This is a genomic window from Pseudoalteromonas sp. ASV78, assembly GCF_047806705.1.
Taxonomy (GTDB): Bacteria; Pseudomonadota; Gammaproteobacteria; order Enterobacterales; family Alteromonadaceae; genus Pseudoalteromonas; species Pseudoalteromonas prydzensis_A.
Map to the genome: position 1 here is coordinate 474,630 of NZ_JBLOPA010000001.1, position 24,029 is coordinate 498,658.

The window sequence follows — 24,029 nt, forward strand, 5'->3', positions numbered from 1 at the left end:
AAAATTAACCCCAGCTATTGTGCTGGGGTAGTTTTGTGAGTTAAGTTAGCCACGCTTATGCGGGCGAGAAAAATCAATACTAGGCCCTTTAGGCACCACCTGGGTGGGGTTTATCATGGTATGGCTAAAATAGTAATGCCGTTTGATATGATAAAAATCAACGGTTTCTTTTACGCCAGCGACCTGATAAAGCTCACGTAAATATTCACTTAAGGCAGGGTAACTCTCGATAGTGCGCTGGTTGCATTTAAAATGCCCTACATACACGCTGTCAAAACGGATCAAGGTAGTAAACAGTCGCCAATCGGATTCTGTTAATGTGTCACCCACTAAGTAACGCTGCTTGAGTAAAATACTTTCGACTTTGTCTAATGCACTGAACAAGTCATTTAATGCCTCTTCATAGGCTTTTTGCGTGGTTGCAAACCCTGTACGGTATACACCGTTATTAATGTTGTTGTACACCAGCTCATTAATTGCATCGATTTGCGCTTGCAAGTGAGCAGGGTAAAAGTCTCGTTTATTGCCCGTTAAATCATTGAAGGCGCTGTTAAACATGCGAATGATTTCTGCGGATTCATTACTAACGATTTTATTTTTCTGTTTATCCCATAGCACAGGCACTGTTACTCGCCCGGAATAATCCGCTTTATTTTCGGTGTAAATTTGATGCATAAATTGCTTAGCAAATAGCGCATCACCAGTACTGTGATTGCTTTTATCAAATGTCCAGCCGTTATCTAACATATCTGGGCTGACTACAGAGACATCAATATAGTCTTCAAGGCCTTTTAATTTTCTAAAAATCAAGGTGCGATGCGCCCATGGGCAAGCTAATGACACATATAAGTGGTAACGGCCTTTTTCAGCCTTAAAACCAGCTTCACCCGTTGCGCCTGCGCTGCCATCTTCGGTTACCCAGTTACGTAATTGTGCAGACTCGCGTTTAAACTCACCGTCGCTTTTATCAGTGTCGTACCATTTATCTTGCCATTTACCGTTGACTAGTAATCCCATAATTGACTCCTGTATTGTGTATTAAAAGGTACCAAATTTACCGCTTTGGTAATCACTAATTGCTTCTCGCAGTTGCGCTTGCGTATTCATCACAAACGGTCCCATGTGGGCAATCGGTTCATTGAGCGGATCACCGGCTAAAATAAGCACCCCAGCACCGGTTTGTGAACTAAATTGAATATCACTGCCAGGCTCTAAAATAAGTAGGCTGCCGGCCATCACGGGGCCACCCTGTTCGGTGTTGATAGCGCCGCTGTGAATATAAAGCATCACCTTAGTTTGTGTCAGCGGTGGGTGCGAAAATTCAGCGCCCGCAGGGATTGTTACATCCGCTAACATGCCATTGGCTGCCAGCTCTTGTAGGCTAGAAACTTGAGTTTGCTGGTCAAATTGCCAACTGCCAGCCAGCGCTTTTAGCTCAACGCCTTGGCTATTTTTAAAGCGCGGTGCAGGGTGCTCGGTGGTATCTTGATATTTAGGTGCTCTGAGTTTTTCAGTACTTGGCATATTGAGCCAAATTTGAAAACCATGCATGCCTTCTATCGCATCGGCAAGTGGCATTTCGCTGTGAATAACACCAAAACCTGTGCTCATCCATTGCACATCTCCCGCGCGAATGGCTTTTTTATTACCCATTTGGTCTTGGTGCTCAAAGCCACCTTTAATAATGTAGGTAAAGGTTTCGATGCCACGATGCGGGTGCGCCGGAAAGCCGCCGATAAAATCACTATGATCGTCAGATTTTAATTCGTCGATCATCAAGAATGGATCTAAATGTTTGCCATCAAAGCCTGGAATACGGCTGATGTTTACGCCATCACCATCTTGGGTTGCATGGCTATTGAGTTGCTTTATTACTTTCATTGCTTTGCTCCGAATCTTATATAGTGTTATTTAAGCACATTAAAATTAAACAACCATGGGTAAAAATAGCACTATTCATTCGTTTTAGAAGAATGTTCGTGTTTTTGTTGTTCAGTACAATAGCCAGTAATGCATAAAAAGCGACACCAGCGGCAACAAACGATAAATTATCTTGCGACATACTGTCATATACCCGTTTACAGATATCCCACCAGCCGAGCAGAGGGATGTCTGCAGGCTTATTGGCTGTAAAACCACGCTGTTTATGTGCCATTATATTCCTTGCTTGGTTTGATTATTAAGCACCTAATTTGCCATTAAATACTCGTCTAGTTATGTACTTAACTGCAAGGTGTTTGCCAGTTTAAGTTGGCGTTTTATTTGCAGTGTCAAAGTTAATATTTATAGCGGCACGGAACTCAAGGTATGCATATGGAAATTATCAATATCATTAATAATCAATTTCTTACTTTATTTCTGCCACTCGAAGTTAATACTAACTCAGTCGCTGTCGCCCCGATATCTTGGCAAGCAATAAACCTACAGATCGCGCATTTTTTACAAAGTGCTTGGCAAATGTTACCTGCTCTTACCTTGGGAATTGTAGCGATCGTTTTGTGCTATTTGCTTGCTAGGCCATTGTCATACTTATTTGTTAAGCCCATCGGTTATGTTAGTGAAAGCCGGTTGTTGCACGTTGTTACTCGTCGTTTCATTAGCATTGTGATTATTTTGTTTGGTGTTTATCTGTTTTTACGGTTAGCAGGCTTAACTGAGTTTGCAGTGGCGGTGATGAGTGGTACTGGCTTAATAGGTTTGATCTTAGGGTTTGCATTTCGAGATATTGCTGAGAATTTTATATCAAGCATGTTGTTGAGCGTACAGCGGCCTTTTCGTATTGATGATGTGATTGAGGTCGATGGCCGCTTAGGGGTCGTTAAAAAAGTAACGGCCCGTGCCACCACTTTAGTTGATTTTGATGGTAACCATATTCAAATTCCTAATGCGACCGTATATAAAAATGTGATTAAAAACCTGACTGCAAACCCGAAAATGCGTGGTCATTTTAAGTTAGGTATAGGTTACGATAACGACATACGCGCGACTCAACAACTTGCCGTTAGTTTAATGGCTCAACAAGAGGCGGTGTTAAACGATCCAGCCCCACAAGTGTTACTCGATGAGCTGGGCTCTGCGACTATCAATTTAAGCATTTACTTTTGGATTAACAGTGAACAACACAGCACAATTAAAGTAGCATCACAGTTAATGCGAGAAATGGTCAACAGCTTTACTGAGCACGGTATTAGCATGCCAGATGATGCACGTGAGCGAATTATTTTAAATGCATCAACCTGCGAGCAAACGCAAAATCTCTCGGCAGAGCCTGTTATACCAGAGAGAAAAGCCAAGGCAATCGCGCAAACTCACACTGATATTGATGATGTGAGTAGTGATGCCGATGAAATTCGTGAACAAGCTGATAGCTCTCGCGATCCTGAGCAAGGCAATAATATTATTTAGCTCTCGCTTTTCTCCGTTTTTTTGTAAAAAACAGTGCGCTGTTTTGTGGCAGCAGCGCGTATAGCGTATACTGCTGTGCTGGTAATTTTAGACTCGCTCGGTGCTTTACGGGTATAGCTTAATTACGTCGTCTTCTTACCCCTTTTCAAAAATGACATTAAATATATGAATGATTTAACAGTAGTAACCCACAATGGTAATTTTCACGCGGATGATGTGTTTAGTATCGCAGCACTTAGGCTAGCTCTTCCTGACTTTAAGCTTGTGCGTACTCGCGATACGCAGTTGATAGCGCAAGCTGATATTGTGATTGATGTGGGCGGTGAATATGATCCAGAAACAGGGCGCTTTGATCACCACCAACGTGGTGGCGCGGGTGCACGTGAAAATGGTATTCCTTATTCGTCATTCGGTTTAGTTTGGCAGAAATATGGCTTACAACTGTGCCATGGCGATGAAAATATCGTTAATGCTGTTGATTCCTCTTTAGTATCTACCATTGATGCCATTGATTGTGGTCACGTTGAAGGGGTGTCACAAGGGATCAGTTTAAGCCAAACTATTTCTATGTTTAACCCAACGTGGCAAGAAGCAAGTGAGTTTGATCGCTGTTTTGACGAAGCGGTTGAATTTGCAATGCGCATTTTATCGCGCTTTATAGCCTCGGCCAGTGGCAGTATCAACGCTAAAGCAATTGTCGCAAAAGCGATTGAAAACGCAGAAGATCCAAGAGTCATTGTGCTAGAGCAATACACACCATGGAAAAAAACAGTGCATGCGTTATCGCAACAAGCGCTATATATGGTTTACCCATCACATTCGGGTAAATGGATTTTGCAAACTGTGCCAGTGGAGCCAGGCTCATTCGAAGATAGAAAATCACTGCCAAAAGCATGGGCGGGTTTATCAGATATTGAATTTCAAACCGAAACGGGTATTGATGATGCAATGTTTTGCCACAATGGTTTGTTTATCGCAGGGGCAGAGTCATTTGCAAGTACCCTGAAACTGGCTGCGATGGCGTTGCAAGATTAATAAAGTGATTAAAAATCTCGAAAAAGGGGAGGCGATTGATCCGCTTCCCCTTTTTGTATTAGTGCCTAAAGTTCTCTAGTAAAGCAGGGATCCCAGGTAGCATACCCACCATCGCCATGACACTGGTTAATAACACAAACATAAACAGCGGAATGATCCAACGGCTCATATGAGTGAGCTCAGAGCTGCGCTCTTTACAGCCAATTAAGCCTAAGTTATCCAGTAGCATGGTTAGCGACCAGCCAAATGCGGGGTTTACTAACGTTGACGCAAATACCACAATAGCGGCTGATTGCGTGGTTTTACCTTCGCGAGTCATTTCCATGCCAGCCTCAAGCAGCGGGATAAATACACCGACAATTAACGCCACACACAGCACTGGCTGCCAAATAGCGAGATCCATTGGATAACCCCATATACCTGCAATCACACAAAACAATGCGGTTAAAATTGCACCGGCTGGGATAGGACGCTTGGCAATTGCAGCAGGCACAATATAGGTGCCCCATGATGAGGTAAAATTGGCCCCGCCTAAAATAGAACCAAAGGTTTGCCTGACCGATGCACTGAGCATAGTATCGTCAATATTCATTTGTACTTTTTCAGTGCGTTTTGGGTAGCTGATTTTTTGGAATACTTGATGGCCTAAAAAGTCTGGCGACCACATTGCTACAGCAAGTATCGCAAAGGGCAATACGACTACAAAGCTTTCAAGAGTCGGCAAACCTAACATCCAACCCGTGTTTTCGCCCCACCAATACATAGGGTTCATATTTGGCATGCCGGGGGCGGTTTTAAATTCAAACGGCGCGCCTAAAGCAAAGGCAGTCAAGCCACCAATTAGGCAACTGAGCGGCACCGCTAACCAACGCTTTTTAAAATGCTCGAGTAGCGCATAAAGTAAAATAGTGGCCAAAATAACGATAAAAGCAATGTGGGTCATTTCAATTTCTTCCGCCCATGCAAATAGTTTTTTTACCTGTGAAATTGTGCCGATGAAGCCTAAATACAGTAATAACCCGCCGCACACTCCTTTACTGGTCAGCCGTGCCAGTAAACTGCCGCCTTTACTGATGGCAAGCAGTAATCCTAACGCGCCAATGAGTAGTCCGAACGCCATGGGGTGCCCGCCTGCTGCAACAACAATGGGAATGAGTGGAATAAGCGGTCCGTGGGTTCCCGCTAAGTTAGCGGTGGGCAAAATAAAACCTGAAAACAAGATGATAAAAATAGCTACTATAAGTAATTCGTAGCGGACATTTTCTAGCACAAAGGCATCACTCAAGCCCAGCGGCGCAGCAAATGTGGCAGCAATTGCACCAACCATCACGACTTTGCCTATGGTGCCTGCCATCGCTGGGATAGTATCTTCAAATTCGAAGCGGTAATCGCGAAAAGGCAAATTAGGGCGCCAACGCTTGGGCTGCATAATTTGCAGTTCATGCTCAAGGTAGTCATTTCGACTGGCAAACTCAGAGCTAGGTTTATGAAGATTTTTATAGCTATCGGAAACGGTTTGAGTGTCGCTTACCTGCTCAGCTTGGGATGAAGAGTCATCTTTTCGCGTAGTTGTCATTAATTCTCCTGCAACATAGTTGCTTACTCAAAATAAAAAAACAGCTTTATATACCTATTTAAAGCTATGAATATTGAATTGGCACAGTAATGCAGGTGAGTAACAATTACGATTAGGCAAAGGTCGAGCATGGTGTTGAAAGTGGCAAGTGTGTAAAGTAACCAAACTGCCAAGTGTGAATGTATTTTATCTTTTAAAATCAGCTTTTTAAGTGTGTTTTAGTGAGTGAGAAACTGATCGTTATTGGCTGATGACGCAGATGCTGTTTAATCAATTGGCTCTACACCTTTAGTCTAATAAGCGCAGCACAGTGTTAATAATCAATAACCAGCAGGGCGACTGTCTTGCATTAATAAGTCTAACTTGGCTTGTGCTTTTTTGTAGTTATCCAAATCAATGACCTCAATCATTTCACATTCGTCTCTTACCATTTCGCTAATGAGGCTAGGGTAATGACGACAATCTTCTGGTCTATCTAAGTAAATACTGCAGGTATATTTATTCGCCGCATGGGGGGTTGCTTTGGGTGCAAGCGCAAGAAAAGGGCATCGACTGAGTTTTTCCCCTGTGTGCGGGTCGTGCCATATTTGCTTATTTTTAACAAATGCGAAAATGTCAGGGTTAAAAATTTCCCAAAGATCAATCTCTTCTTGCGTAGCACTGAGATCGCCATCGCCGTATTTAATACAGCATTTACCACACTGATTACACTCTTTCATAATTAACATTTCTGCAAGTTTGTGTGCTCACTATACAGCAATTGTTGCTCAAGGCAGATAAACCAGCCGATTATTATTGCTTGAGGTCAATTTTGTTCAATACGACACACTGAGAAAAAGAAATACTCATCAGCAAATTAATTACTGAAGTACGCTTATGACTTTTTCTGTGATCATCTCAATGGCATTATTTGCCTTAGCAGCCTCTATTACACCAGGTCCTGTTAACCTTTTATCGTTAAGTTGCAGTGCCCGCTTTGGGGCAAGAAGCGGCCTATTATTTGTGACAGGGGCTACTTTAGGTTTTATCGTATTATTTTTATTTATTGGTTTTAGTTTACATATTTTGATTGATGAATTGGCTTGGATCACCGCGGCTTTGCAGTGGTTTGGTATCGCATTTTTATTGTACTTGAGCTACCAACTATTTATCGATGATGGCACATTGAATAGTAAAGATAGCCGCCGTGCCCCCACTTTTATGACTGGGGTTATCATGCAATGGCTTAACCCTAAGGCATGGTTGGCTTCGTTATCGGGTATTGCGGCGTATATTCCTAATGCATTAAGTACAGAGGTCATCACCTTTGCCAGTTTGTACTTACCGATTTGTTGGCTATCACTTGGTTGTTGGGTGTGGCTTGGTATGCGACTCGGGCAGCATTTTCAAAGTGCTGCGAATGTGCGGTTGATGAACAGAGCACTGGCATTGTTGTTGGTGGCCAGTTGCGTGTTATTAGTGGTTTAAATTGCTTTTACTTACAACGGTAAGGAGCGCCGGTATTGCTCAGGAGTTGCGGCAACACGTTGCTTAAATACACGTTGAAAGTGAGCTTGATCACTAAAGCCACTTTCGTAGGCAATACTGGCTATTGTTTGCCCTTTTTTGAGTGCTTGCTGGCCTAACTGAACACGGCGATTTAGCCGATAGGCATGAGGAGTCATGTTAAAGTGGCGTTTAAAAGCGCGCACTAAATAGCTGGTACTAAACCCGAAATGTTCACTGATGGCACTAATAGGGGTGTCATCTAAGCTGTGCTCATTTAAATAATGAGCCACTTGATAAAGCGTGTTGGGAGCGAGTAAAGTGCGCTCGACTGTGCGTGAGTTGCTATCTAGATGGTTAAATAATTCAATAAAATAATGATGCAATTGACTACGCTTAGCACTAACAGGGTTGTTTGATAGCAGTAATTTGCACAGGCTAACAAAATCCTGATACAGCAATGGCATGTTCAGGGTATCTAAACGACTATCTTGCCAGTGCGGCTCGGTTCTCACTCCTGACTCAAATAATAACTGCGCTAACCACTGTTTATCGACGTGCATCATATAATATGCCCATGCAGAGTTTTGCTGTGGGTTACAGGCATGCACTTTATCAGGGTTCATTATTACGAGGTGACCTTGGCTGACTTGATGTAGGCGGTTTTCACAAACAAATTCACTTTGCCCAGCTAAAATAGCCCCGATAGACCATTGTTGATGAGAATGGGGGGCATAGGTAACGCGTCGGCCATCAAGTACTTGGCGAAGCTCTATAAATGGCAATGCGGGATCGCGCCAAAAAGCAGGATGTGTTGTAGGGAGCATAGTGTTTGCCACGGGTGAAAATATAAGCCCAGTATAACCTCAGTGGTGATATATAAATCTACCCCTAATTTAAAATATTTTCTACAAAAGCAACGAATGATGGACCGCAAAACGCTTCGATAAAGACTGGTAGACAAATAGCCAATCATAGAGCGATAAATTAATTTTGGTATTTCCAATACACGGGATTGCCATACACCTCACTAAAGTAATCAATACAGGCACGCACATTGAGCGGTGGCTGCTTGGTGTTTGGGTAAATGGCAGTAATGTTTTGTGAGCCAACTTTAATTGTTGGTGCAAACGAACCTAAAATTGATACTAGTGTTCCAGCTGTTAGGCTTTCACCGATTAACCAGTCTGGAAATAACACAATCCCCATGTCATTTAATGCGCTAATTAGCAGCGTTTCGGCATTATTAGAGACTAAGGTAGGGATCACTGCTTGTTGCTGCCATGCTGATGAATTGTTTTTAAATAACCAACGATTTTGCCCAGATGAACCGCGATATATTAAACCATGATGCTCACTCAGATCTGACGGACGTTTAGGTATACCATGCTTTTTAAGGTAACCGGGTGATGCCGCCAAATGGTATGTTTGCACGCCTAAAGTTTTGCCATGCAAGGATGAGTCGCTGAGTGAGCCAATCCGGAAAATTATGTCGGCGGCATCCGTATGTGGATCAATAAAATCATCTGTTTGGGTTAACTCAACTTGAATTAACGGGTAGCGATTTAAAAACCCGCCAAGCCAAGGGGCGATGTGTTTTTGGCCAAAAAACACTGGTGCATTTATTCTGATCAACCCTTTTGGCTGACTTGCTCTATCTTGCAATTCATTATGTACTGCTGTGAGTTGTTCGGTCATTGACCGCGCATAGTCGTGAAAAATCCTCCCGGCTTCGGTTGGTATTATTGCGCGTGTATTGCGATAAAACAGTTGCTGACCAAGCGCCTCCTCAAGTTGCAGAATTACCCGAGAGATCATTGAAGGAGAGACATTCTCGCGCCGAGCAACAACAGAAAAACTTTTACTTTTATACACGTCGATAAAGAACTTTAATGCGCGGATATTAATTGAGCTAACATCATTCATTTGTGCAAATCCTGCAAAGGTGTTTTCTATATAATCCCATTTTTTGCGTTAAACCACTAGGCTATGATGAATTTCTTATTTATAGGAGATTTGTATGCAGTTTATTTTGATTCTAATTGTGGTTGTGGGAGGAATGGGGTTGTCTGTAGAAGCCGGCATATTGGGGCCTTTGGGCGGCGAAGTTGGAGAACTATGGGCCACCTTTAGTGTGTTTAGTGTCGGTGCTGCTCTGACTTTTATGTTGATGCTGTTTTTTAGTCCTCGTAATAGCCCGTCATTTTTCACACAACCATCATGGACATTGTTAGGTGGTGTTTTGGGGCCGGTTTATGTTGTTATTTTGACCATAGCAACACCGGTGATCGGTATTGCTATGACGATGATCGGTATTCTGATGGGACAAATAGCGAAAAGTTTATTGATAGATCATTACGGCTTATTTGGCACAGAGCATCGTCAGGTCGATCGTAAACGGCTTGTTGCGCTGGTTTTTATTATCATTGCATTGATTTTGATGGCACAGGGGTAGGGGACGAAAATGACTTTTATAATGATAATTTTAGCTGTGATCGGCGGCGCTACATTAAGTATTCAAGCGGCAATAAATGCCCAGCTAGGAAGTAAAGTCGGCGTGTTTCGCTGCGCATTCTTAACTTTTTCGGTAGGTGCCTTGATCACCGGATTGCTTATTTTTTACTTTGAGCCTAACCACGTGGTGACACTATCAGATGTGCCCAAATGGCAATTACTCGGGGCAATGTGTGGCGTACCCTATATCGTAATTATGGTGTTTGCTGTACAGCGTATAGGCACTGCGGTTGCAACGGTTGCGGTTATTTTTGGGCAATTATGTATGAGCATGCTTATTGATAATTTTGGTTGGCTTGGTAATGACATTATTACTTTTTCGCCAACTCGAATTGGTGCCGTTATTTGCTTAGGGATCGCATTGTATTTTATTCATGCAAGTAACAAAACTAAGGCCAAAACAGAGAATTAATATTTTTACAATCGAGAAGGTGCTGTAGACCTCTCAATTCACCGTTATTATGGCACCAAATCGACAGTTTTACCCAGCGATAATAAAACAACTTGTGTGATCTCGCTTAGGATGAATCATTTCAGCGTAGAGTGTATTAGAATAGGGCATTATTGGTCTTAGCTAGATTGCTGGTTTCGAATTACTTTAAGCAATCTATTATTGAGCTGGCCGTTATTTCTAACAAAAGGTAATGATAGAATGATGAATACAAAACTGTATAAGTCAGTATTGGATTTGGCTGGCGAGCTAATGAATGCAGCGCAACAGCAAGATCAAGCGAGCTTCGAGGCACTTTACGAGCAGTTAAAAGCCTTGTGTATTGAACACGAAAATACTGAAAAAGATCATCCTGTTCAGTGGGAAACGCTGGCTGATTTTACCGATGAATTTGCCGATGCTTTGTTGATCTATGAAAAAGCGTTAGCCAAGGCGACAGCCATTAATGCTAAAGATTATATGTCGTCAATTGGCTATGCAATGGCAACTATGCATATTGAACTCGGGCAAACCGATGCCGCAATTAGCTGTTTACAAGCCGCGCAGGTTAGTGCTAATAAAATCCCAGATAAAGCATTAAAAGCTGAAATAGCCGAGCTATTACACACCTTACAGTGAGGTGTGTAATAATACCAATCGACTTAAATATTTAACCATTCTAGCGCGCTAAATAAAGCGCTAACTGCGTTAGTAATTTTTTATGTAAAACAACTACATGTCAAAATTTCTGCCTTGTTATCACTGTATTTTTCTGTCGCTATAAATGGTTAGTAACTTAACACGATTGGTATAACTTATCTGTAAGAGGTCATAATAAATGGATGTTAACTAGGCACTAGCCCTGAACTGATTGCGCAAGCGCATGCTATTCGCCATCAGGTATTTGTTATCGAACAAAATATTCCTAAGCAGTTAGATTTGGACGGCTTAGATGAGGAAGCTATTCACGTTGTGGTGACTGATGTAGGCTCTTTAGTTGCGACAGCGCGATTAGTTAAACGTGACAAATTTTGTGCTGTTATGGCAAGGATTGCGGTGTTAAAGCAGTACCGAGGGGTGGGTGTTGCTAAGCTGGTTATTAATGCTTTGCTATCACATGCTGGTAAAATTGGTCTTGAGAGCATTGAAATTCATGCGCATGCCTACTTGCAAGGCTATTACCAACGTTATGGTTTTAAATATATTAAAGATGTTGAAAAAGTTGGCGAACACCAACTTATTGAAATGCAATGCAGTTTAAAAAGTGAAGTGAGGTAACGCCGTAATGCGCGATGAATTAAGGACTAAGATCATTCAAGTTTGCGATAAAAAAATAGCGACGAAGGGTGATAATGTGGGATTGTCATTTTATGCTTTCTTTGCAAATAAAAATGATGATCCTGAACTATTGATGGAAGCCGCGACATGGTGGATACAAACTCATCAATTAGACCACTTTGTTAAAGCGCGAACGATTAAAACCATGATTGAAAATAATCTGTAATAGCGTGTAGCTGTTTGAGTTATTGTTTATTAACCACAATAGCGGTTGAGATATTTATTTTAATGGGGTGTAGGGCTGGTGGTTGATAGTTTGATTGCCCAAGGGTTTGGTTTACTCAGCTTTGTTTTAGCATTGGTGTGCTTTTATCAAAAGGATGATCGTCGTTTAAAAATAATGATGGTGGTGATGAATCTAAATCATGCACTGCACTTTTATTTACTCAATGCGATCACTTCATCATTGTGCTGTTTATTTTCAGCGGGGCGTACGGCTGTATCAATGCGGGTAAAATCGGTGTGGGTAGCAGCCATTTTTATTATTTTAACCGTGTTTATCGGTTACCTAACAGCGCAGCAATGGACGGATTATCTTGCGATTGTTGCCGCCTGTTTGGGTTGTTTTGCACTATTTTGTTTAACGGGCATCAAAATGCGTGTTTTGCTGTTTGTGGGATCGTGTTTATGGTTGGCAAATAATATTATTGTTGGCTCAATTGGCGGCGTGTTATTAGAAGCAACCGTTATCGTTATTAATTTAACCACCATTTACAGGCTGCATAAACAACGCTTTACGAATGCTGCGTTTACGCAGTGAAGGACTTAGTCAAGCCCTTCACTGGTAATGTGGGGTTACTGTTTGATTAGTTCAAACATTTGATTTTCTGCCCCGGCTAAGCATGTCCACTGCAAAATATTAGCATCATCGCCCGTTTTACTGCCATCTACATCCAAGCATAGTTCACTATTGCGATTGATGATACGCCACTTACCTGAGCCGGCACTTTGGAAACGAAACTGTTGGTTATAGCTTCCTGTGTAGGTCCAGATATTGATATTTTCTCCCGCTGTTGTGGAATGGGTATAAACTTCTAACCCTTTAGCTGGGGCATTAGCGGGTGAAATACGATGCCATATACCATCCACTGTGGAGATATTAAACTTTTGGCAATTATTATTAAGCCAAGACCACTGCCTGATATTTGCCCCATCCGTACTATCACAATTAGCTACATCGAGTGAAGCGCCACTGTGTTTTGGAGTAATGCGATAGGTGCCATTGACTAAGGTATTGCTGACGTTGCCATTCGAGCCATCGCTATAGCCATTGTAGACTTCAAATTCTGCGATTTGTGGTACACCGCTGGCTGAGTGAATTACAAAACTGACTTTTGATAAGTTAGTGTCAGAGAAAGTGATCACATTTGGCACGGCACCACCGTTTGCAAGGGTGACACCTGTATCATGATTCACTAAAGACCAAGCAGTGATCCGCCCAGCACTGGCTGCTGTTTCGATAATTCTCACAGCATTAATAGTTGTATTTAGGTTTTTAATATTAATGGCGCCTGTGGTAGCTGACGGTGACCAGTAAGTTGCAGTATCGCCATCATTGACATTACCATAGCTTGAACCACTGGCCTTTGAGCTACCATCAACACCAGCACTGAGTGCCAGATTTTCACCAGCGGGTGTCGGCTCAGGGGTTGGAGTTGGATCCGGATCCGGTGTTGGATCAGTTGGTGGCGTTGTACCACATTGCCCATTGGATGTTTGTAAGCCTTTGTTTGCCCCCGCTGTTGCAGCGATGATGCTGGGTATACACTGCGCATTATCAAGTTGATAGCTATAAGGGATGTTGATTGATGTGGTGGAGGTCGGGTTAGGCCCAGCAGGGTGAAGCTTGCTTTCTTGCTGTGACCAATCGATATTATCCCAAATATTGCCACTGACCTGCCAATAACCCATATCATTCGTATAAAACGTGCCCAGTGGATCTTTTGAATCTTTGAAGTAATTATTCTCGGCTCGCATTTTGCCACCAATACGTGGATTCATACCTGATGATACAAGTCCACTGTAGTAGTTATTGTAAGCATGGGCTGTGGCATGTCTTAATAAAGGCGTGCGAGAGTTGATATTTTCATAGTAGTTGTGATGAAAAGTAACAGGGCCGTTATTCTCATCACTATCACTTGAGCCAACAAGCCCGCCACGACCTGAATTACGTAAAATACTGTATGATAACGTCACGTATTTAGTGTTACTTTTCATATCAAATAACGCATCATAACCCGAACTTTCTCCTCCGTTGGCTTCCAATGTAACGTGGTCAACCCAGACATTACTGACATTCGATTCCATGCCAATGGCATCCCCGCCGTTGGAGGTGGGTGAGCCAGACTTTTTGACATTTCTGACATGGACATTCTGAATAATGATATTTGAAGAAGAGCGAATATGAATGCCCAGTTGATCAAACAGGGCACCGCTTCCTACACCAATAATTGACACATTACTTATTTCTTTTAGTTCAATTAAATCAGGCCCTGTATTGCAGCTGTCTCCTGAAACTTTACTAGTATTACCATGATTTATTGTACCTTCAACATGGATGATAATTGGCGTGTCACTTGATGCTCGATTACACAGTGCCTGATGAATTTGCGTACCCGTTGTCGCATAAACAATATCACCGCCAGCACCGCCGGTTGTCCCGCCATTTGTGGTGGCAAAACCTGAAGCATTAGCAAGCGCACTGTTGCCATAAATTGCCGCAGTGATGGCCAAAGCCCGCACTGAGTAGTTAAAAAGTGTACTTTTTCTCATTGTTGTTCCTAATTATTGTATGTTCAGATAAAAACAATTAAATAAATTAATTGTTAAAAGTGTTAACGCAATCAAGGTTTTTAATGCTTGTACAGCAGTGCTACCGGTGGCATTATTGCGGTAAATATTATTTTACGCAATGCTAATTGCTGAATATTTAGTTTTAATTTCATCATTTAGGTTTGCTTTATTTGCCATTAAATTATTTAATTTCATTAAAATCAGTTTGTTGTCTTGTTTTTGTACAGAGTTTTAAGTGATAAAAATAATAACAATTTAATTTACTATTTTGTTTCAAGGGTAGTTGATTTGCGATGTTATTAAATTAACATTTGTTCCCTTTATGTTTAAGCGAGAAGTACATTAAGTGGATGAAATGAGCATCTTATTAGGCTCTATGAAGGGGCATATTTGCTCAATGCGTTATCTAGATCTTTTGGATCATTAATTTAGCTCCCACGACGATGACAACCCTAACCGGGTTGAATTTAGTTGTGCTAGAAAAACCTCTAACGTTTAAATTCGCTTTGTGTGCTCTGTAGGTATTCAGCGAGTGACTTAAATAAATATTTATTTTTAATCAAGCTGTTAATCGTTTATTTAAGCGAAGTTTAGTTACTGTCAGGAAGTGTTGAATGAGTAATGCAAAACCAATCTATATTGGTTAATTTTCGCTTAAAATGAGCGTTCAGCTTACAAATTATAACGTTGATGACGACTGCTATAGCAACTTCAGTGAGTCGATTTAGGTTGTTAGTGGGTCGTTCGCTAAGCTAAAGAGTGCCATGCTGCAGGAAAGTTTATTGCAGCATCAATGTATGCAAGGGAATTATCTACACGCTGTGGCACTTTTTATATTTTTTACCGCTGCCGCATGGACATTCATCGTTACGGTTAATTTTAAGATCAGCAACAGGGAAAATCTCACCATCTAAATAGCGCCATAATCCTGCTTCTTTTATAAAATTTGATTTTTCATGCAGCTGGCAAAATAAGTTTTGATAAAAATAACTAACGCAAAATTCAACATCAGCAGTGCTCTCATGTTGCTCTGCATCTATCACGTCTAATTGAATAAAGCGGCAGCTGTTAGCAAACTCAGCGATTTCTTTGACTGGATTTTCAGCTTGTTTTGCTTGGGCATAAGTTTGATAAATATACTTGGCATTTTTTAATGCATAGGCTACATAGCGAGAGCGCATCAGTTGCTCTGCCGTGGTTGCTTGCTCTGTGCCTAAATGCAGCTTTTGGCAGCAGTCTTGGTAACTGTGTTGACTGCCGCATAAGCAATTACTGTTAGTAAGTGAAGTCATGTTAAATTAGTTTTATGCAAAAACGTTATTTTAACAGCTTATTGCGCCAATGCCATATCGGTACTTTGTTGGGTTTTAGTGAAGCAGTATAACTTTGCACTTGCTTGATCTAAGTTTAGCGATAGATCCGCAATTTGATTATCTTTTACGATGTCAGTCCAAGTGATCACTGCTGCAAAATTACCATTATGTAATGCTGAGTTTAAAACATACGCTAAATTCACAAGATGCTTTTGACGTATCACTAGTAGTTTACTGGTATCAATAGAGCATGAATCAAGTAACGCTTTACTCGGTACATGATCGGGTGCAATCAGTAATGTCCATGCATTTTGATTATTGTAATGGTGCAATACCTTTAGTAATTCAAACGTTGCTGAGATCTCATCTTCAATTTGAATTAAGTTAACTGATGCGCTTTGGTTATCTCGTTGGTAGCTTTTAACAGTTCTTACGGTAATTGGCTGTAACATAATGTTCACTCACTGGTTGTTTATACAGTATGTGTATACAGTAGTTTATACAGTTGTTTGGTGCAAGTGTTTTTTGCTAATTTTTTATACGATTTGTAATTTTTAATGTTCGCTGTGCAGATTTAATACATAGTAAAATTGAAATTTAAAATAAAAATCAATCCCTTAATTATTATTTCATGCTGTTGGTATTTTACTCAATATAAAGTGGTGGTTATTATTTTTTTATACAGTAGTTGGGATCAGATGCGCAAATTGCTGCTGATGGATCTGTTCATACAGTGTTGCAGCGTAGCACTGAGCATCTTTAAAACGACGTGTAGTGAGATGTTTACGAAGATCTGCCAGAGCTGCAGTCGCGGGTGCATAGTCTTGGCTACTAGCTAAACTTAGCCATACTGCACCATGAAATACACTACTGGGCACGCCTTGGCCTTTGATAAAAAATAACCCGAGATAAAACTGTGCTCGGTGATCTCCTGACATCGCTGCCAGGCGCATCCATTTAGCGGCGAGAGGGGCTTGTTCATTTTTTAAATAATACAGCGCTTTATTCACCGTGCTTTGTGGTGTATCAGCTTTAGCGTCACCCTGTGGGGGGCGGTTTGGTTGAGTGATAAACGATAACACGTTATCTAGCTGTTGTTCTAAATCTAAGCCAATTGGCGAGGTATCTGTCATAGTGCCACATATATTATTGTTGTCTATTACCGCGTAAGTTTAGTCTAATACAAGGTAAAATGTCCTGCTATTCTTGAAATATATGATAAAATTGCACAATTATTCTTATCTAAAATGAAACTCATCTATGCTTGACGCGTTATTTAAAATTAGCGAGCACAATTCAACTGTGCGCCGTGAATGTATTGCTGGCCTCACAACTTTTATTACCATGGTTTATATTGTTTTTGTAAACCCTGCAATGTTAGCTGAAGCTGGTATGGATCAGGGCGCGGCGTTTGTTGCAACCTGTATAGCAGCCGCGATTGGTTGTTTTATTATGGGTCTTTGGGCTAATTACCCGTTAGCACTGGCTCCAGGTATGGGGTTAAATGCCTTTTTTACTTATGGTGTTGTACTTGGCATGGGCTATACCTGGCAGGCTGCATTAGGTGCGGTGTTTATGTCGGGCTGTATCTTTTTGTTTTTAAGTTTGTTTAAAGTCAGAGAGTGGATCATTAACGCAATCCCTTTGGTATTAAAGCAAGCAATAGCCACGGGGATTGGCGCATTCTTAGCGTTAATCGCGCTAAAAAATGCCGGTATTATTGTGGCAAGCCCTGCCACCTTAGTACAGTTAGGTGATATCACTGCAGCAGGGCCATTGCTGGCAATTTTCAGCTTTTTTGTTATTGCAGCTTTGTTGTATCGTGATTTTAAAAGTGGCGTACTGATCAGTATCTTATTAGTTACTGTCATAGCGTTAAGTTTAGGTTTAGTTGAGTATCAAGGGGTGATGTCTATGCCACCTTCAATTCTACCTACCTTTATGCAACTTGATTTTGCTGCGGCACTTGAGTTGTCAATGCTCAGTGTTATTTTTGCATTTTTGTTTGTTGATTTATTTGATACATCAGGCACTTTGGTGGCGGTAACGCAAAAAGCGGGCCTTGCTGATGAAAAAGGTAATATGCCGCGGTTAGGTCGTGCACTCAGTGCTGATAGCACAGCAACCATTGCAGGCTCGGTGCTTGGTACTTCTACAACAACGTCCTATATTGAATCGGTTGCAGGGGTTTCTGTTGGTGGTCGTACAGGCTTAACTGCGGTGGTTGTTGGTTTGTGTTTTTTACTGATGATGTTTTTTGCGCCGCTGGCTAAAATGGTGCCAGCATATGCTACTGCAGGCGCTATCTTATATGTTGCGGTATTGATGCTACAGAATCTCAAGTTTGTAAATTGGGATGATATGACTGATGCGATCCCAGTGAGTGTTGTATTACTGATGACGCCACTGACGTTTTCGATTGCACATGGTATTGCGCTTGGCTTTATCTCGTACACGGCGGTAAAAGTATTGTGTGGCAAACGTGATGAAGTGAGTATTAGTGTGTGGATCTTGACGGCGATGTTTGTGGTTAAGTTCGCGTTTTTATCGTAAATCGGTTTTTAACGACTCATGCAAAGAAAAAGTGGCTTACCACTTTTTCTTTGGTGCAAATAATACATCTAAATCGTCTTGTTCTTGTTCGGCTTTCTTCTTCAGTGCCGTTGCATTTGATGCTTTTAATTCAGTACTAATGGCTTCTAAGTAACCCTCTAATTCTTGACGTTTCCCAGTGATATAGTCGTCGCTATAGGCCACTGCTGATAATGTAGCGTAGGCTTTTTCAAAGTATTGCCGTGCTGAACCCACCATGTTGGCTGAGCGAGCGGAGATACCCCGTTTAATTTGGCTTTCTATGTTAATTCTTAATTGCAGTTTTTCTAAACGCTTATCTTCAGCAACAAAAATCTGGCTATCAACTTTACCTTTACCATGCTCAGAGCGAAGCACTGCGCGTAATTTTTTAATAGCTTGGATCAGTGATATCAATTGTTTGTCGTTATCAGGTAACACTAAGTTCTCTGAATTAGTGGCGTCAACAAGTTGGTTACTCAACCGTTCTTTTGCTTCTTTTAAGCGATTTTTTAACTCTTTAGAATTGGGAGAAAGTTGCACCATAGTTACTAAAGCATCATGAATACGGCGCTGCAGAATACGTAAAATATGCTCAGACATGGGGATGTTAGCACTATTTAGTAATACGTCTTCCGATTCTTCAATGATTTTTTTTTGTTTAGTTAAATCTTTGCGACGTTCGGTTTCTTGTTTCTCTTTATGCTGTTGTACCGCACTGACCCACAGGGCAATGACAATTAGTGCAACAATCAACATAATAATAATAGAAACGATCATGGTTTAGGTCTCAGGTTTCACAAGCTAATAATTTTTATCTTACATTAAATATATGCTAACAGGGTAGTTTTGCGCTATTTATGTCAAAAAAGAATTTGTTTTCTCATTATTTATTCCTATACGGATTATGATTTTTTTTCATTTTGGGGTTCCGTTAAAAAGATGGCTACCTCAATACGAGGGTTTATGCTAGCCTAAGCACATAACCTTATAATTCTGATCCCAGAGAGTCTTTTTCTATTATTGAGTAGAAAACACTTGGCTTGACGTGATGTAGCATTTATAAATAAGCAGTATAACTACACTAAAAAATGCAGCCATGAAATTACAACAACTCAGATACATCGTCGAAGTCCAAAATCATAAACTAAATGTTTCAGCAACAGCTGAAAGTTTATTTACCTCGCAACCAGGTATTTCTAAACAAGTACGTATGTTAGAAGATGAGTTGGGTGTGCAAATTTTTGGTCGAAGTGGTAAGCACCTCACTCATGTTACGAGTGCAGGCACTGAAATTATTAACATTTCTCGTGAAATACTTTCCAAGGTCGAAGGCATCAAAGCGGTAGCAAATGAACATACCTTACCAGATCAAGGTAAGTTAAATATTGCTACCACACATACACAGGCCCGTTATGCGCTGCCAAGCGTGATCCAAGGCTTTATGAAAAAGTATCCAGCGGTGTCATTACACATGCATCAAGGTACGCCACAACAAATTTCCGATGCAGCGGCGCGCGGGGATGCCGATTTTGCCATTGCCACCGAAGCACTGCACTTATATTCAGACTTAGTGATGTTGCCGTGTTATCACTGGAACCGTAGTATCGTAGTTGCTAAAGACCATCCACTTGCGAAAAAAGCGGGATCTTTAACCGTTGCTGATATCGCCCAGTATCCGTTAATTACCTATGTATTTGGTTTTACTGGTCGCTCAGAGCTTGATAAAGCCTTTAATGCGCAGGGACTTGAACCGCATATTGTATTTACTGCAACCGATGCAGATGTGATTAAAACCTACGTACGCTTAGGTCTAGGTGTGGGTGTTGTTGCATCAATGGCGATTGATCAAATTGCAGATACTGATTTAGTGTGTATTGATGCAAGTCACTTATTTGAAGCGAGCACCACTAAAATTGGCTTTCGAAAAGGCAGTTTCTTACGCACCTATATGTATGACTTTATAGAACGTTTTGCACCGCATTTAACCAAAGAGCGGGTGGAACGAGCCAGCTTATTGCGTAATCAAGAGGACGTTGATAAGTTGTTTGAAGATATCGAGTTGCCAGTTAAGTAGCTAATATTGCAAATAAAAAAGCCGCATCGAGCGGCTTTTTTGAGCATCTTAAAAAATTAGCATTCAATAATGTTTACAGCCAAACCACCACGTGCGGTTTCTTTGTATTTGGTTTTCATATCATTACCGGTATCGAGCATGGTTTTGATCACTTTATCCAGTGATACCTTTTGCTCGCCACTGCCACGAATAGCTAAGCGTGATGCGTTAATCGCTTTAATCGCGCCCATTGCATTACGTTCAATACAGGGCACTTGTACTAAGCCACCGACCGGATCGCAGGTTAAACCTAGGTTATGTTCCATGCCAATCTCGGCGGCATTTTCAACATGTAATACGCTGCCACCAACAATTTCTGTCAGTGCACCCGCAGCCATAGAGCAGGCAACACCTACTTCACCTTGGCAACCTACTTCAGCGCCTGAAATTGAGGCATTCTTTTTATATAAGATGCCAATCGCAGCAGCAGTGAGTAAGTAGCGCGTTGCAATATCGCGGTCAACTTCTTTAATAAAGGTGTGATAGTACATAAGTACCGCAGGTAAAATGCCCGCAGCGCCATTAGTCGGTGCCGTAACCACACGGCCACCGGCGGCGTTTTCTTCGTTAACGGCAAGGGCAAATAAGTCTACCCAGTCCATGGCTCGCAGAGGATCGTTACTTACTTCAATATTGAGCTTTAAATACAAACTCGGAGCACGGCGTTTTACTTTTAAACCACCGGGTAAAATGCCTTCGGTGCGCATACCGCGTTCAATACAGGCTTTCATTACTTGCCAAATATTGAATAACTCATCTTTGATTTCATCTTCTGTGCGCAAGGTTTTTTCATTTTTCATCATCAAGCTTGATACGCTAAAGCCCGATTCTTTACACATCTCAAGCAATTCTTTGGCGCTGCCAAAAGGAAAGGGGGCTGGGTTTTCTTCGCGAATATCCAGCGCTGCTTGTTTTTCTTTTTCAAATTCTTCATCGGTAACAATAAAGCCGCCACCAATTGAGTAATATACTTTACTGTGGAGTTTTTCGTCACCTTTGAATGCAATGATTTCCATGGCATTTGAGTGTTTAGGTAAAGTTTTGCGACGATGAAATACGATCGCCCCTTGTTTTGGGAACTTAGCTTTATGAACTTGATTTAAATAGATAACTTGTTCGTTTTCAATTTTAGCGAGGATCTCGTCAACTAAATCAGCATCTATGGTTTCTGGATCATAACCGGCAAGCCCTAAAATAACGGCTTTACCAGAGCCATGGCCAATGCCGGTTTGGCCTAATGAACCATATAGCTCAACTTTAACGCTGGTGACATCGGTTAATAAATTTTGTTGTTGTAGTTCGTTAACGAATAAACGCGATGCACGCATAGGACCGACTGTGTGTGAAGACGACGGGCCAATGCCAATACTAAACATATCAAATGCACTGATCATAATAACTTTACTCTACTTTTACTCAGCACGATTGCTGCCTTTGAACGGTCGCACATAATAACGCGTAATTGTACCCTTGTAACCCTTTGCGATAGAGATTTAAACTGGTATGGCGAGCTGTTTTGTAAAGTTTTTTATAATGCTAGCCGTTGCCCCCCAGAGTAGTCCATAAGGGGTTGAAAAGCCTTGTAAAGTAATTACCTTTCCGCGTCGCTCAAAATGCAAGGGTTGCCAATTGTTTACATTCGCTAAAGTATTTACGGGTAGTAAAAAACTTGCCGCAACTTCATTGTGATCGGGATGCCACTGGGTGTTTGCTGCGAGCACACCAACAAATGGCGTGATGGTGAAGCCTGTAAGGGTAGAGTAATCGGGTAATTGGCCAATCACACGGACATTCTCAGCAGCAATATTAAGCTCCTCATGTAACTCGCGCAGGGCGGTGTTACGTAAATCGATATCACTGTGTTCATATTTACCGCCAGGCAAACAAATTTCGCCAGGGTGATGATTTAAAAACGTTGGGCGTTTACATAATAAAATGTGCGCAATGTTGTCGATATCAATCAATGGCAGCATCACGGCACTGGCGCGTTGAGTGCCTTGTAAATAAGCATGATGCGCTGGAATGTCAGTATTGGGCGCAGTTAGCTGAAAACGAGCCATAAGTTGTCGGCTATTCAAGTGGATCACTTCAATAAAGGCAAAATTTTATTTACTTTATCGTAAGTTTCTTGGTATTCCAACTCCACTTGTGAGTCAGCCACAATGCCGCCGCCAGCCCAACAATAAATATGCTGGTTATGACAGACTAAGGTGCGAATGGTAATGCTGGTATCCATATTGCCACAAGCACTTAAGTAACCAATTGAGCCACAGTAAATACTGCGGCGATGTGGTTCTAATTCTTCAATAATTTCCATCGCACGTATTTTTGGTGCGCCAGTAATTGAGCCTCCAGGGAAAGCCGCTTTGAGCTGATCAACGGCGGTTTTATCAGCGGCTAATTGCGCTGTAACTGTACTGACTAAATGGTGCACGGCCGGAAAGCTCTCAATTGCAAATAACGAAGGCACTTGTACGCTGCCGGGTTTGGCAACTTTACCTAAGTCGTTACGCAGTAAATCAACAATCATCACATTCTCGGCGCGATCTTTCGCTGAATTTTGTAAGCGAGTGGCTTGTGCGGCATCTTCCTGCTCGTCTTTGCAGCGTGGCAAGGTGCCTTTGATAGGCTTAGTTTCAATATAACCTTGGTTGATGGCGATAAACCGCTCTGGCGAAATAGATACAATAGCGCCATCGGGGTGATTGATAAAACTGGAAAAGGGCGCTTTGTTGGCATCACGTAAAGTGCAGTAAGCTTGCCACGGCGAACCTTGATATTGCGCGGTAAAGCGTTGTGCTAAGTTGATTTGGTAGCAATCGCCACTGTTTAAGTATGCTTGGATTTTGGCAAATTTGTCACTGTATTGAGCAAGGCTCATATTTGATGACCAGTCACGGGTTATCTCAAATGCAGAATAAAGCGGTGTTGCGGTTGTTAACGGCTCAAGGTACAGGGCTTGTCTATCAATATTTGGCTGTGCGATATAAAACCAGTGGCCGAGCTGTTTATCGTAAATTAATGCATCTGGATAGAGGCCAATCGCCATTTGTGGCATAGCAATATCATCAATTGCTTGTTCAGGTAAGTGCTCAATGATGCGGCCTAAGTCGTAACCAAAATAACCTAGCCAACCACCGCTAAACGGTAAGTCGTGCTGTGTTTTGCTGGCATCAAGCTTGGCAAGCTCGTTTTGGATGACACTAAAGCAGTCTTGCGTTGTGAGCTTGCCATCAATATAAGTGTGATTATTTTTAACTTCTAGGCGCATGCTAGGGGCAATAGCAATCAGATCATAACGGCTATTGACATGCTCGCTATTGGCAGAGTCGAGCAGTGCTGCATAAGGTAAATCAGCAAAATAGGCGAAAACCTCTACACAGTTGAGCGAAATGTCTAATTGAATACAGGTTTTTTGTTGCTTTATCATCTATTTTTTTACCCTGAAAAACT

At 41.6% G+C, this 24,029-nt stretch carries 26 protein-coding genes; 11 read left to right on the plus strand and 15 right to left on the minus strand.

Annotated elements, in window-relative coordinates; all coding sequences use genetic code 11:
• Nucleotides 1–45: 45 nt before the first annotated feature.
• The 3 genes from ACMVDV_RS02125 to ACMVDV_RS02135 are packed head-to-tail and all read right to left on the minus strand — an operon-like array spanning nucleotide 46 to nucleotide 2,155.
• Entirely contained in the window at nucleotides 46–1,017 is a 972-nt protein-coding gene (locus ACMVDV_RS02125; protein WP_416157030.1) for a glutathione S-transferase family protein, read from the minus strand.
• A 21-nt stretch (nucleotides 1,018–1,038) separates the two neighbouring features.
• Nucleotides 1,039–1,881, minus strand: a complete 843-nt coding sequence (locus ACMVDV_RS02130; RefSeq protein WP_416157031.1) for a pirin family protein — start codon at nucleotides 1,879–1,881, stop codon at nucleotides 1,039–1,041.
• A gap of 16 nt (nucleotides 1,882–1,897) precedes the next feature.
• Complete coding sequence (locus tag ACMVDV_RS02135; protein ID WP_416159118.1) at nucleotides 1,898–2,155, minus strand: hypothetical protein; 258 nt, start codon at nucleotides 2,153–2,155, stop codon at nucleotides 1,898–1,900.
• Nucleotides 2,156–2,313: 158 nt separating this feature from the next.
• On the opposite strand from ACMVDV_RS02135, the gene ACMVDV_RS02140 reads away from it, so the two are divergent.
• The gene (locus tag ACMVDV_RS02140) at nucleotides 2,314–3,405 is read left to right on the plus strand and encodes a mechanosensitive ion channel family protein (protein ID WP_416157032.1); all 1,092 of its coding nucleotides are present in this window, start codon (nucleotides 2,314–2,316) and stop codon (nucleotides 3,403–3,405) included.
• A gap of 165 nt (nucleotides 3,406–3,570) precedes the next feature.
• Complete coding sequence (locus ACMVDV_RS02145; protein ID WP_416157033.1) at nucleotides 3,571–4,440, plus strand: MYG1 family protein; 870 nt, start codon at nucleotides 3,571–3,573, stop codon at nucleotides 4,438–4,440.
• A 58-nt stretch (nucleotides 4,441–4,498) separates the two neighbouring features.
• Here the strand turns inward: ACMVDV_RS02145 and ACMVDV_RS02150 are convergent, their stop codons facing one another.
• Together ACMVDV_RS02150 and ACMVDV_RS02155 are read right to left on the minus strand one after the other, a co-directional pair.
• The gene (locus tag ACMVDV_RS02150; protein ID WP_416157034.1) at nucleotides 4,499–6,016 is read right to left on the minus strand and encodes a DUF3360 family protein; all 1,518 of its coding nucleotides are present in this window, start codon (nucleotides 6,014–6,016) and stop codon (nucleotides 4,499–4,501) included.
• Between the two features lie 320 nt (nucleotides 6,017–6,336).
• Nucleotides 6,337–6,735 (minus strand): YkgJ family cysteine cluster protein, encoded by a 399-nt coding sequence (locus ACMVDV_RS02155; protein ID WP_304184738.1) that lies wholly within the window; start codon nucleotides 6,733–6,735, stop codon nucleotides 6,337–6,339.
• Between the two features lie 157 nt (nucleotides 6,736–6,892).
• Here ACMVDV_RS02155 and ACMVDV_RS02160 point away from each other — a divergent pair, with 157 nt between their 5' ends.
• Nucleotides 6,893–7,483 (plus strand): LysE family translocator, encoded by a 591-nt coding sequence (locus ACMVDV_RS02160; protein ID WP_304184737.1) that lies wholly within the window; start codon nucleotides 6,893–6,895, stop codon nucleotides 7,481–7,483.
• Between the two features lie 11 nt (nucleotides 7,484–7,494).
• On the opposite strand, the gene ACMVDV_RS02165 is transcribed toward ACMVDV_RS02160, so the two are convergent.
• Nucleotides 7,495–8,328, minus strand: a complete 834-nt coding sequence (locus ACMVDV_RS02165) for an AraC family transcriptional regulator (RefSeq protein WP_416157035.1) — start codon at nucleotides 8,326–8,328, stop codon at nucleotides 7,495–7,497.
• A gap of 160 nt (nucleotides 8,329–8,488) precedes the next feature.
• Nucleotides 8,489–9,427 (minus strand): LysR substrate-binding domain-containing protein, encoded by a 939-nt coding sequence (locus tag ACMVDV_RS02170; RefSeq protein WP_416157036.1) that lies wholly within the window; start codon nucleotides 9,425–9,427, stop codon nucleotides 8,489–8,491.
• A 94-nt stretch (nucleotides 9,428–9,521) separates the two neighbouring features.
• Between ACMVDV_RS02170 and ACMVDV_RS02175 the strand changes: the two genes are divergently transcribed.
• The 6 genes from ACMVDV_RS02175 (at nucleotide 9,522) to ACMVDV_RS02200 (ending at nucleotide 12,543) form a co-directional block, all read left to right on the plus strand.
• The gene (locus ACMVDV_RS02175; RefSeq protein WP_416157037.1) at nucleotides 9,522–9,956 is read left to right on the plus strand and encodes a DMT family transporter; all 435 of its coding nucleotides are present in this window, start codon (nucleotides 9,522–9,524) and stop codon (nucleotides 9,954–9,956) included.
• A 9-nt stretch (nucleotides 9,957–9,965) separates the two neighbouring features.
• Entirely contained in the window at nucleotides 9,966–10,427 is a 462-nt protein-coding gene (locus ACMVDV_RS02180; RefSeq protein ID WP_416157038.1) for a DMT family transporter, read from the plus strand.
• Between the two features lie 240 nt (nucleotides 10,428–10,667).
• Nucleotides 10,668–11,084 (plus strand): tetratricopeptide repeat protein, encoded by a 417-nt coding sequence (locus tag ACMVDV_RS02185; RefSeq protein WP_416157039.1) that lies wholly within the window; start codon nucleotides 10,668–10,670, stop codon nucleotides 11,082–11,084.
• Nucleotides 11,085–11,333: 249 nt separating this feature from the next.
• Nucleotides 11,334–11,723: a GNAT family N-acetyltransferase gene (locus ACMVDV_RS02190; RefSeq protein WP_416159040.1), complete on the plus strand. Its 390-nt coding sequence runs from the start codon at nucleotides 11,334–11,336 to the stop codon at nucleotides 11,721–11,723.
• 7 nt (nucleotides 11,724–11,730) lie between these two features.
• Complete coding sequence (locus ACMVDV_RS02195; protein ID WP_304184728.1) at nucleotides 11,731–11,949, plus strand: DUF6500 family protein; 219 nt, start codon at nucleotides 11,731–11,733, stop codon at nucleotides 11,947–11,949.
• Nucleotides 11,950–12,027: 78 nt separating this feature from the next.
• Nucleotides 12,028–12,543, plus strand: coding sequence for a YgjV family protein (locus ACMVDV_RS02200; RefSeq protein ID WP_304184726.1), 516 nt, complete (start codon nucleotides 12,028–12,030; stop codon nucleotides 12,541–12,543).
• Between the two features lie 35 nt (nucleotides 12,544–12,578).
• On the opposite strand, the gene ACMVDV_RS02205 is transcribed toward ACMVDV_RS02200, so the two are convergent.
• From ACMVDV_RS02205 to ACMVDV_RS02220, 4 genes are all read right to left on the minus strand, one after another.
• On the minus strand, nucleotides 12,579–14,555 hold the full coding sequence (locus ACMVDV_RS02205) for an RICIN domain-containing protein (RefSeq protein ID WP_416157040.1): 1,977 nt from the start codon (nucleotides 14,553–14,555) through the stop codon (nucleotides 12,579–12,581).
• 833 nt (nucleotides 14,556–15,388) lie between these two features.
• Nucleotides 15,389–15,868, minus strand: a complete 480-nt coding sequence (locus ACMVDV_RS02210; RefSeq protein ID WP_416157041.1) for a YchJ family protein — start codon at nucleotides 15,866–15,868, stop codon at nucleotides 15,389–15,391.
• 38 nt (nucleotides 15,869–15,906) lie between these two features.
• Nucleotides 15,907–16,341: a SulA-like leucine-rich domain-containing protein gene (locus tag ACMVDV_RS02215; RefSeq protein ID WP_304184723.1), complete on the minus strand. Its 435-nt coding sequence runs from the start codon at nucleotides 16,339–16,341 to the stop codon at nucleotides 15,907–15,909.
• A 225-nt stretch (nucleotides 16,342–16,566) separates the two neighbouring features.
• Complete coding sequence (locus ACMVDV_RS02220) at nucleotides 16,567–17,022, minus strand: tetratricopeptide repeat protein (RefSeq protein ID WP_304184721.1); 456 nt, start codon at nucleotides 17,020–17,022, stop codon at nucleotides 16,567–16,569.
• Nucleotides 17,023–17,149: 127 nt separating this feature from the next.
• Here ACMVDV_RS02220 and ACMVDV_RS02225 point away from each other — a divergent pair, with 127 nt between their 5' ends.
• Nucleotides 17,150–18,442, plus strand: a complete 1,293-nt coding sequence (locus ACMVDV_RS02225) for an NCS2 family permease (RefSeq protein WP_304184720.1) — start codon at nucleotides 17,150–17,152, stop codon at nucleotides 18,440–18,442.
• A 36-nt stretch (nucleotides 18,443–18,478) separates the two neighbouring features.
• On the opposite strand, the gene ACMVDV_RS02230 is transcribed toward ACMVDV_RS02225, so the two are convergent.
• Nucleotides 18,479–19,240 carry a hypothetical protein gene (locus ACMVDV_RS02230; protein ID WP_304184718.1) on the minus strand — a complete coding sequence of 254 codons (762 nt, stop codon included), beginning with the start codon at nucleotides 19,238–19,240 and terminating at the stop codon, nucleotides 18,479–18,481.
• Nucleotides 19,241–19,559: 319 nt separating this feature from the next.
• Between ACMVDV_RS02230 and cysB the strand changes: the two genes are divergently transcribed.
• Entirely contained in the window at nucleotides 19,560–20,537 is a 978-nt protein-coding gene (gene cysB, locus ACMVDV_RS02235; protein ID WP_304184717.1) for an HTH-type transcriptional regulator CysB, read from the plus strand.
• A gap of 56 nt (nucleotides 20,538–20,593) precedes the next feature.
• On the opposite strand, the gene ACMVDV_RS02240 is transcribed toward cysB, so the two are convergent.
• The 3 genes from ACMVDV_RS02240 to pabB form a co-directional block, all read right to left on the minus strand.
• On the minus strand, nucleotides 20,594–21,970 hold the full coding sequence (locus tag ACMVDV_RS02240; protein WP_064667492.1) for an L-serine ammonia-lyase: 1,377 nt from the start codon (nucleotides 21,968–21,970) through the stop codon (nucleotides 20,594–20,596).
• Between the two features lie 99 nt (nucleotides 21,971–22,069).
• Entirely contained in the window at nucleotides 22,070–22,636 is a 567-nt protein-coding gene (locus ACMVDV_RS02245) for an NUDIX hydrolase (RefSeq protein ID WP_416157042.1), read from the minus strand.
• A gap of 23 nt (nucleotides 22,637–22,659) precedes the next feature.
• A complete protein-coding gene (pabB, locus tag ACMVDV_RS02250) occupies nucleotides 22,660–24,006 on the minus strand; it encodes an aminodeoxychorismate synthase component I (protein WP_416157043.1) in 1,347 nt (448 codons plus the stop codon).
• Nucleotides 24,007–24,029: the final 23 nt, after the last annotated feature.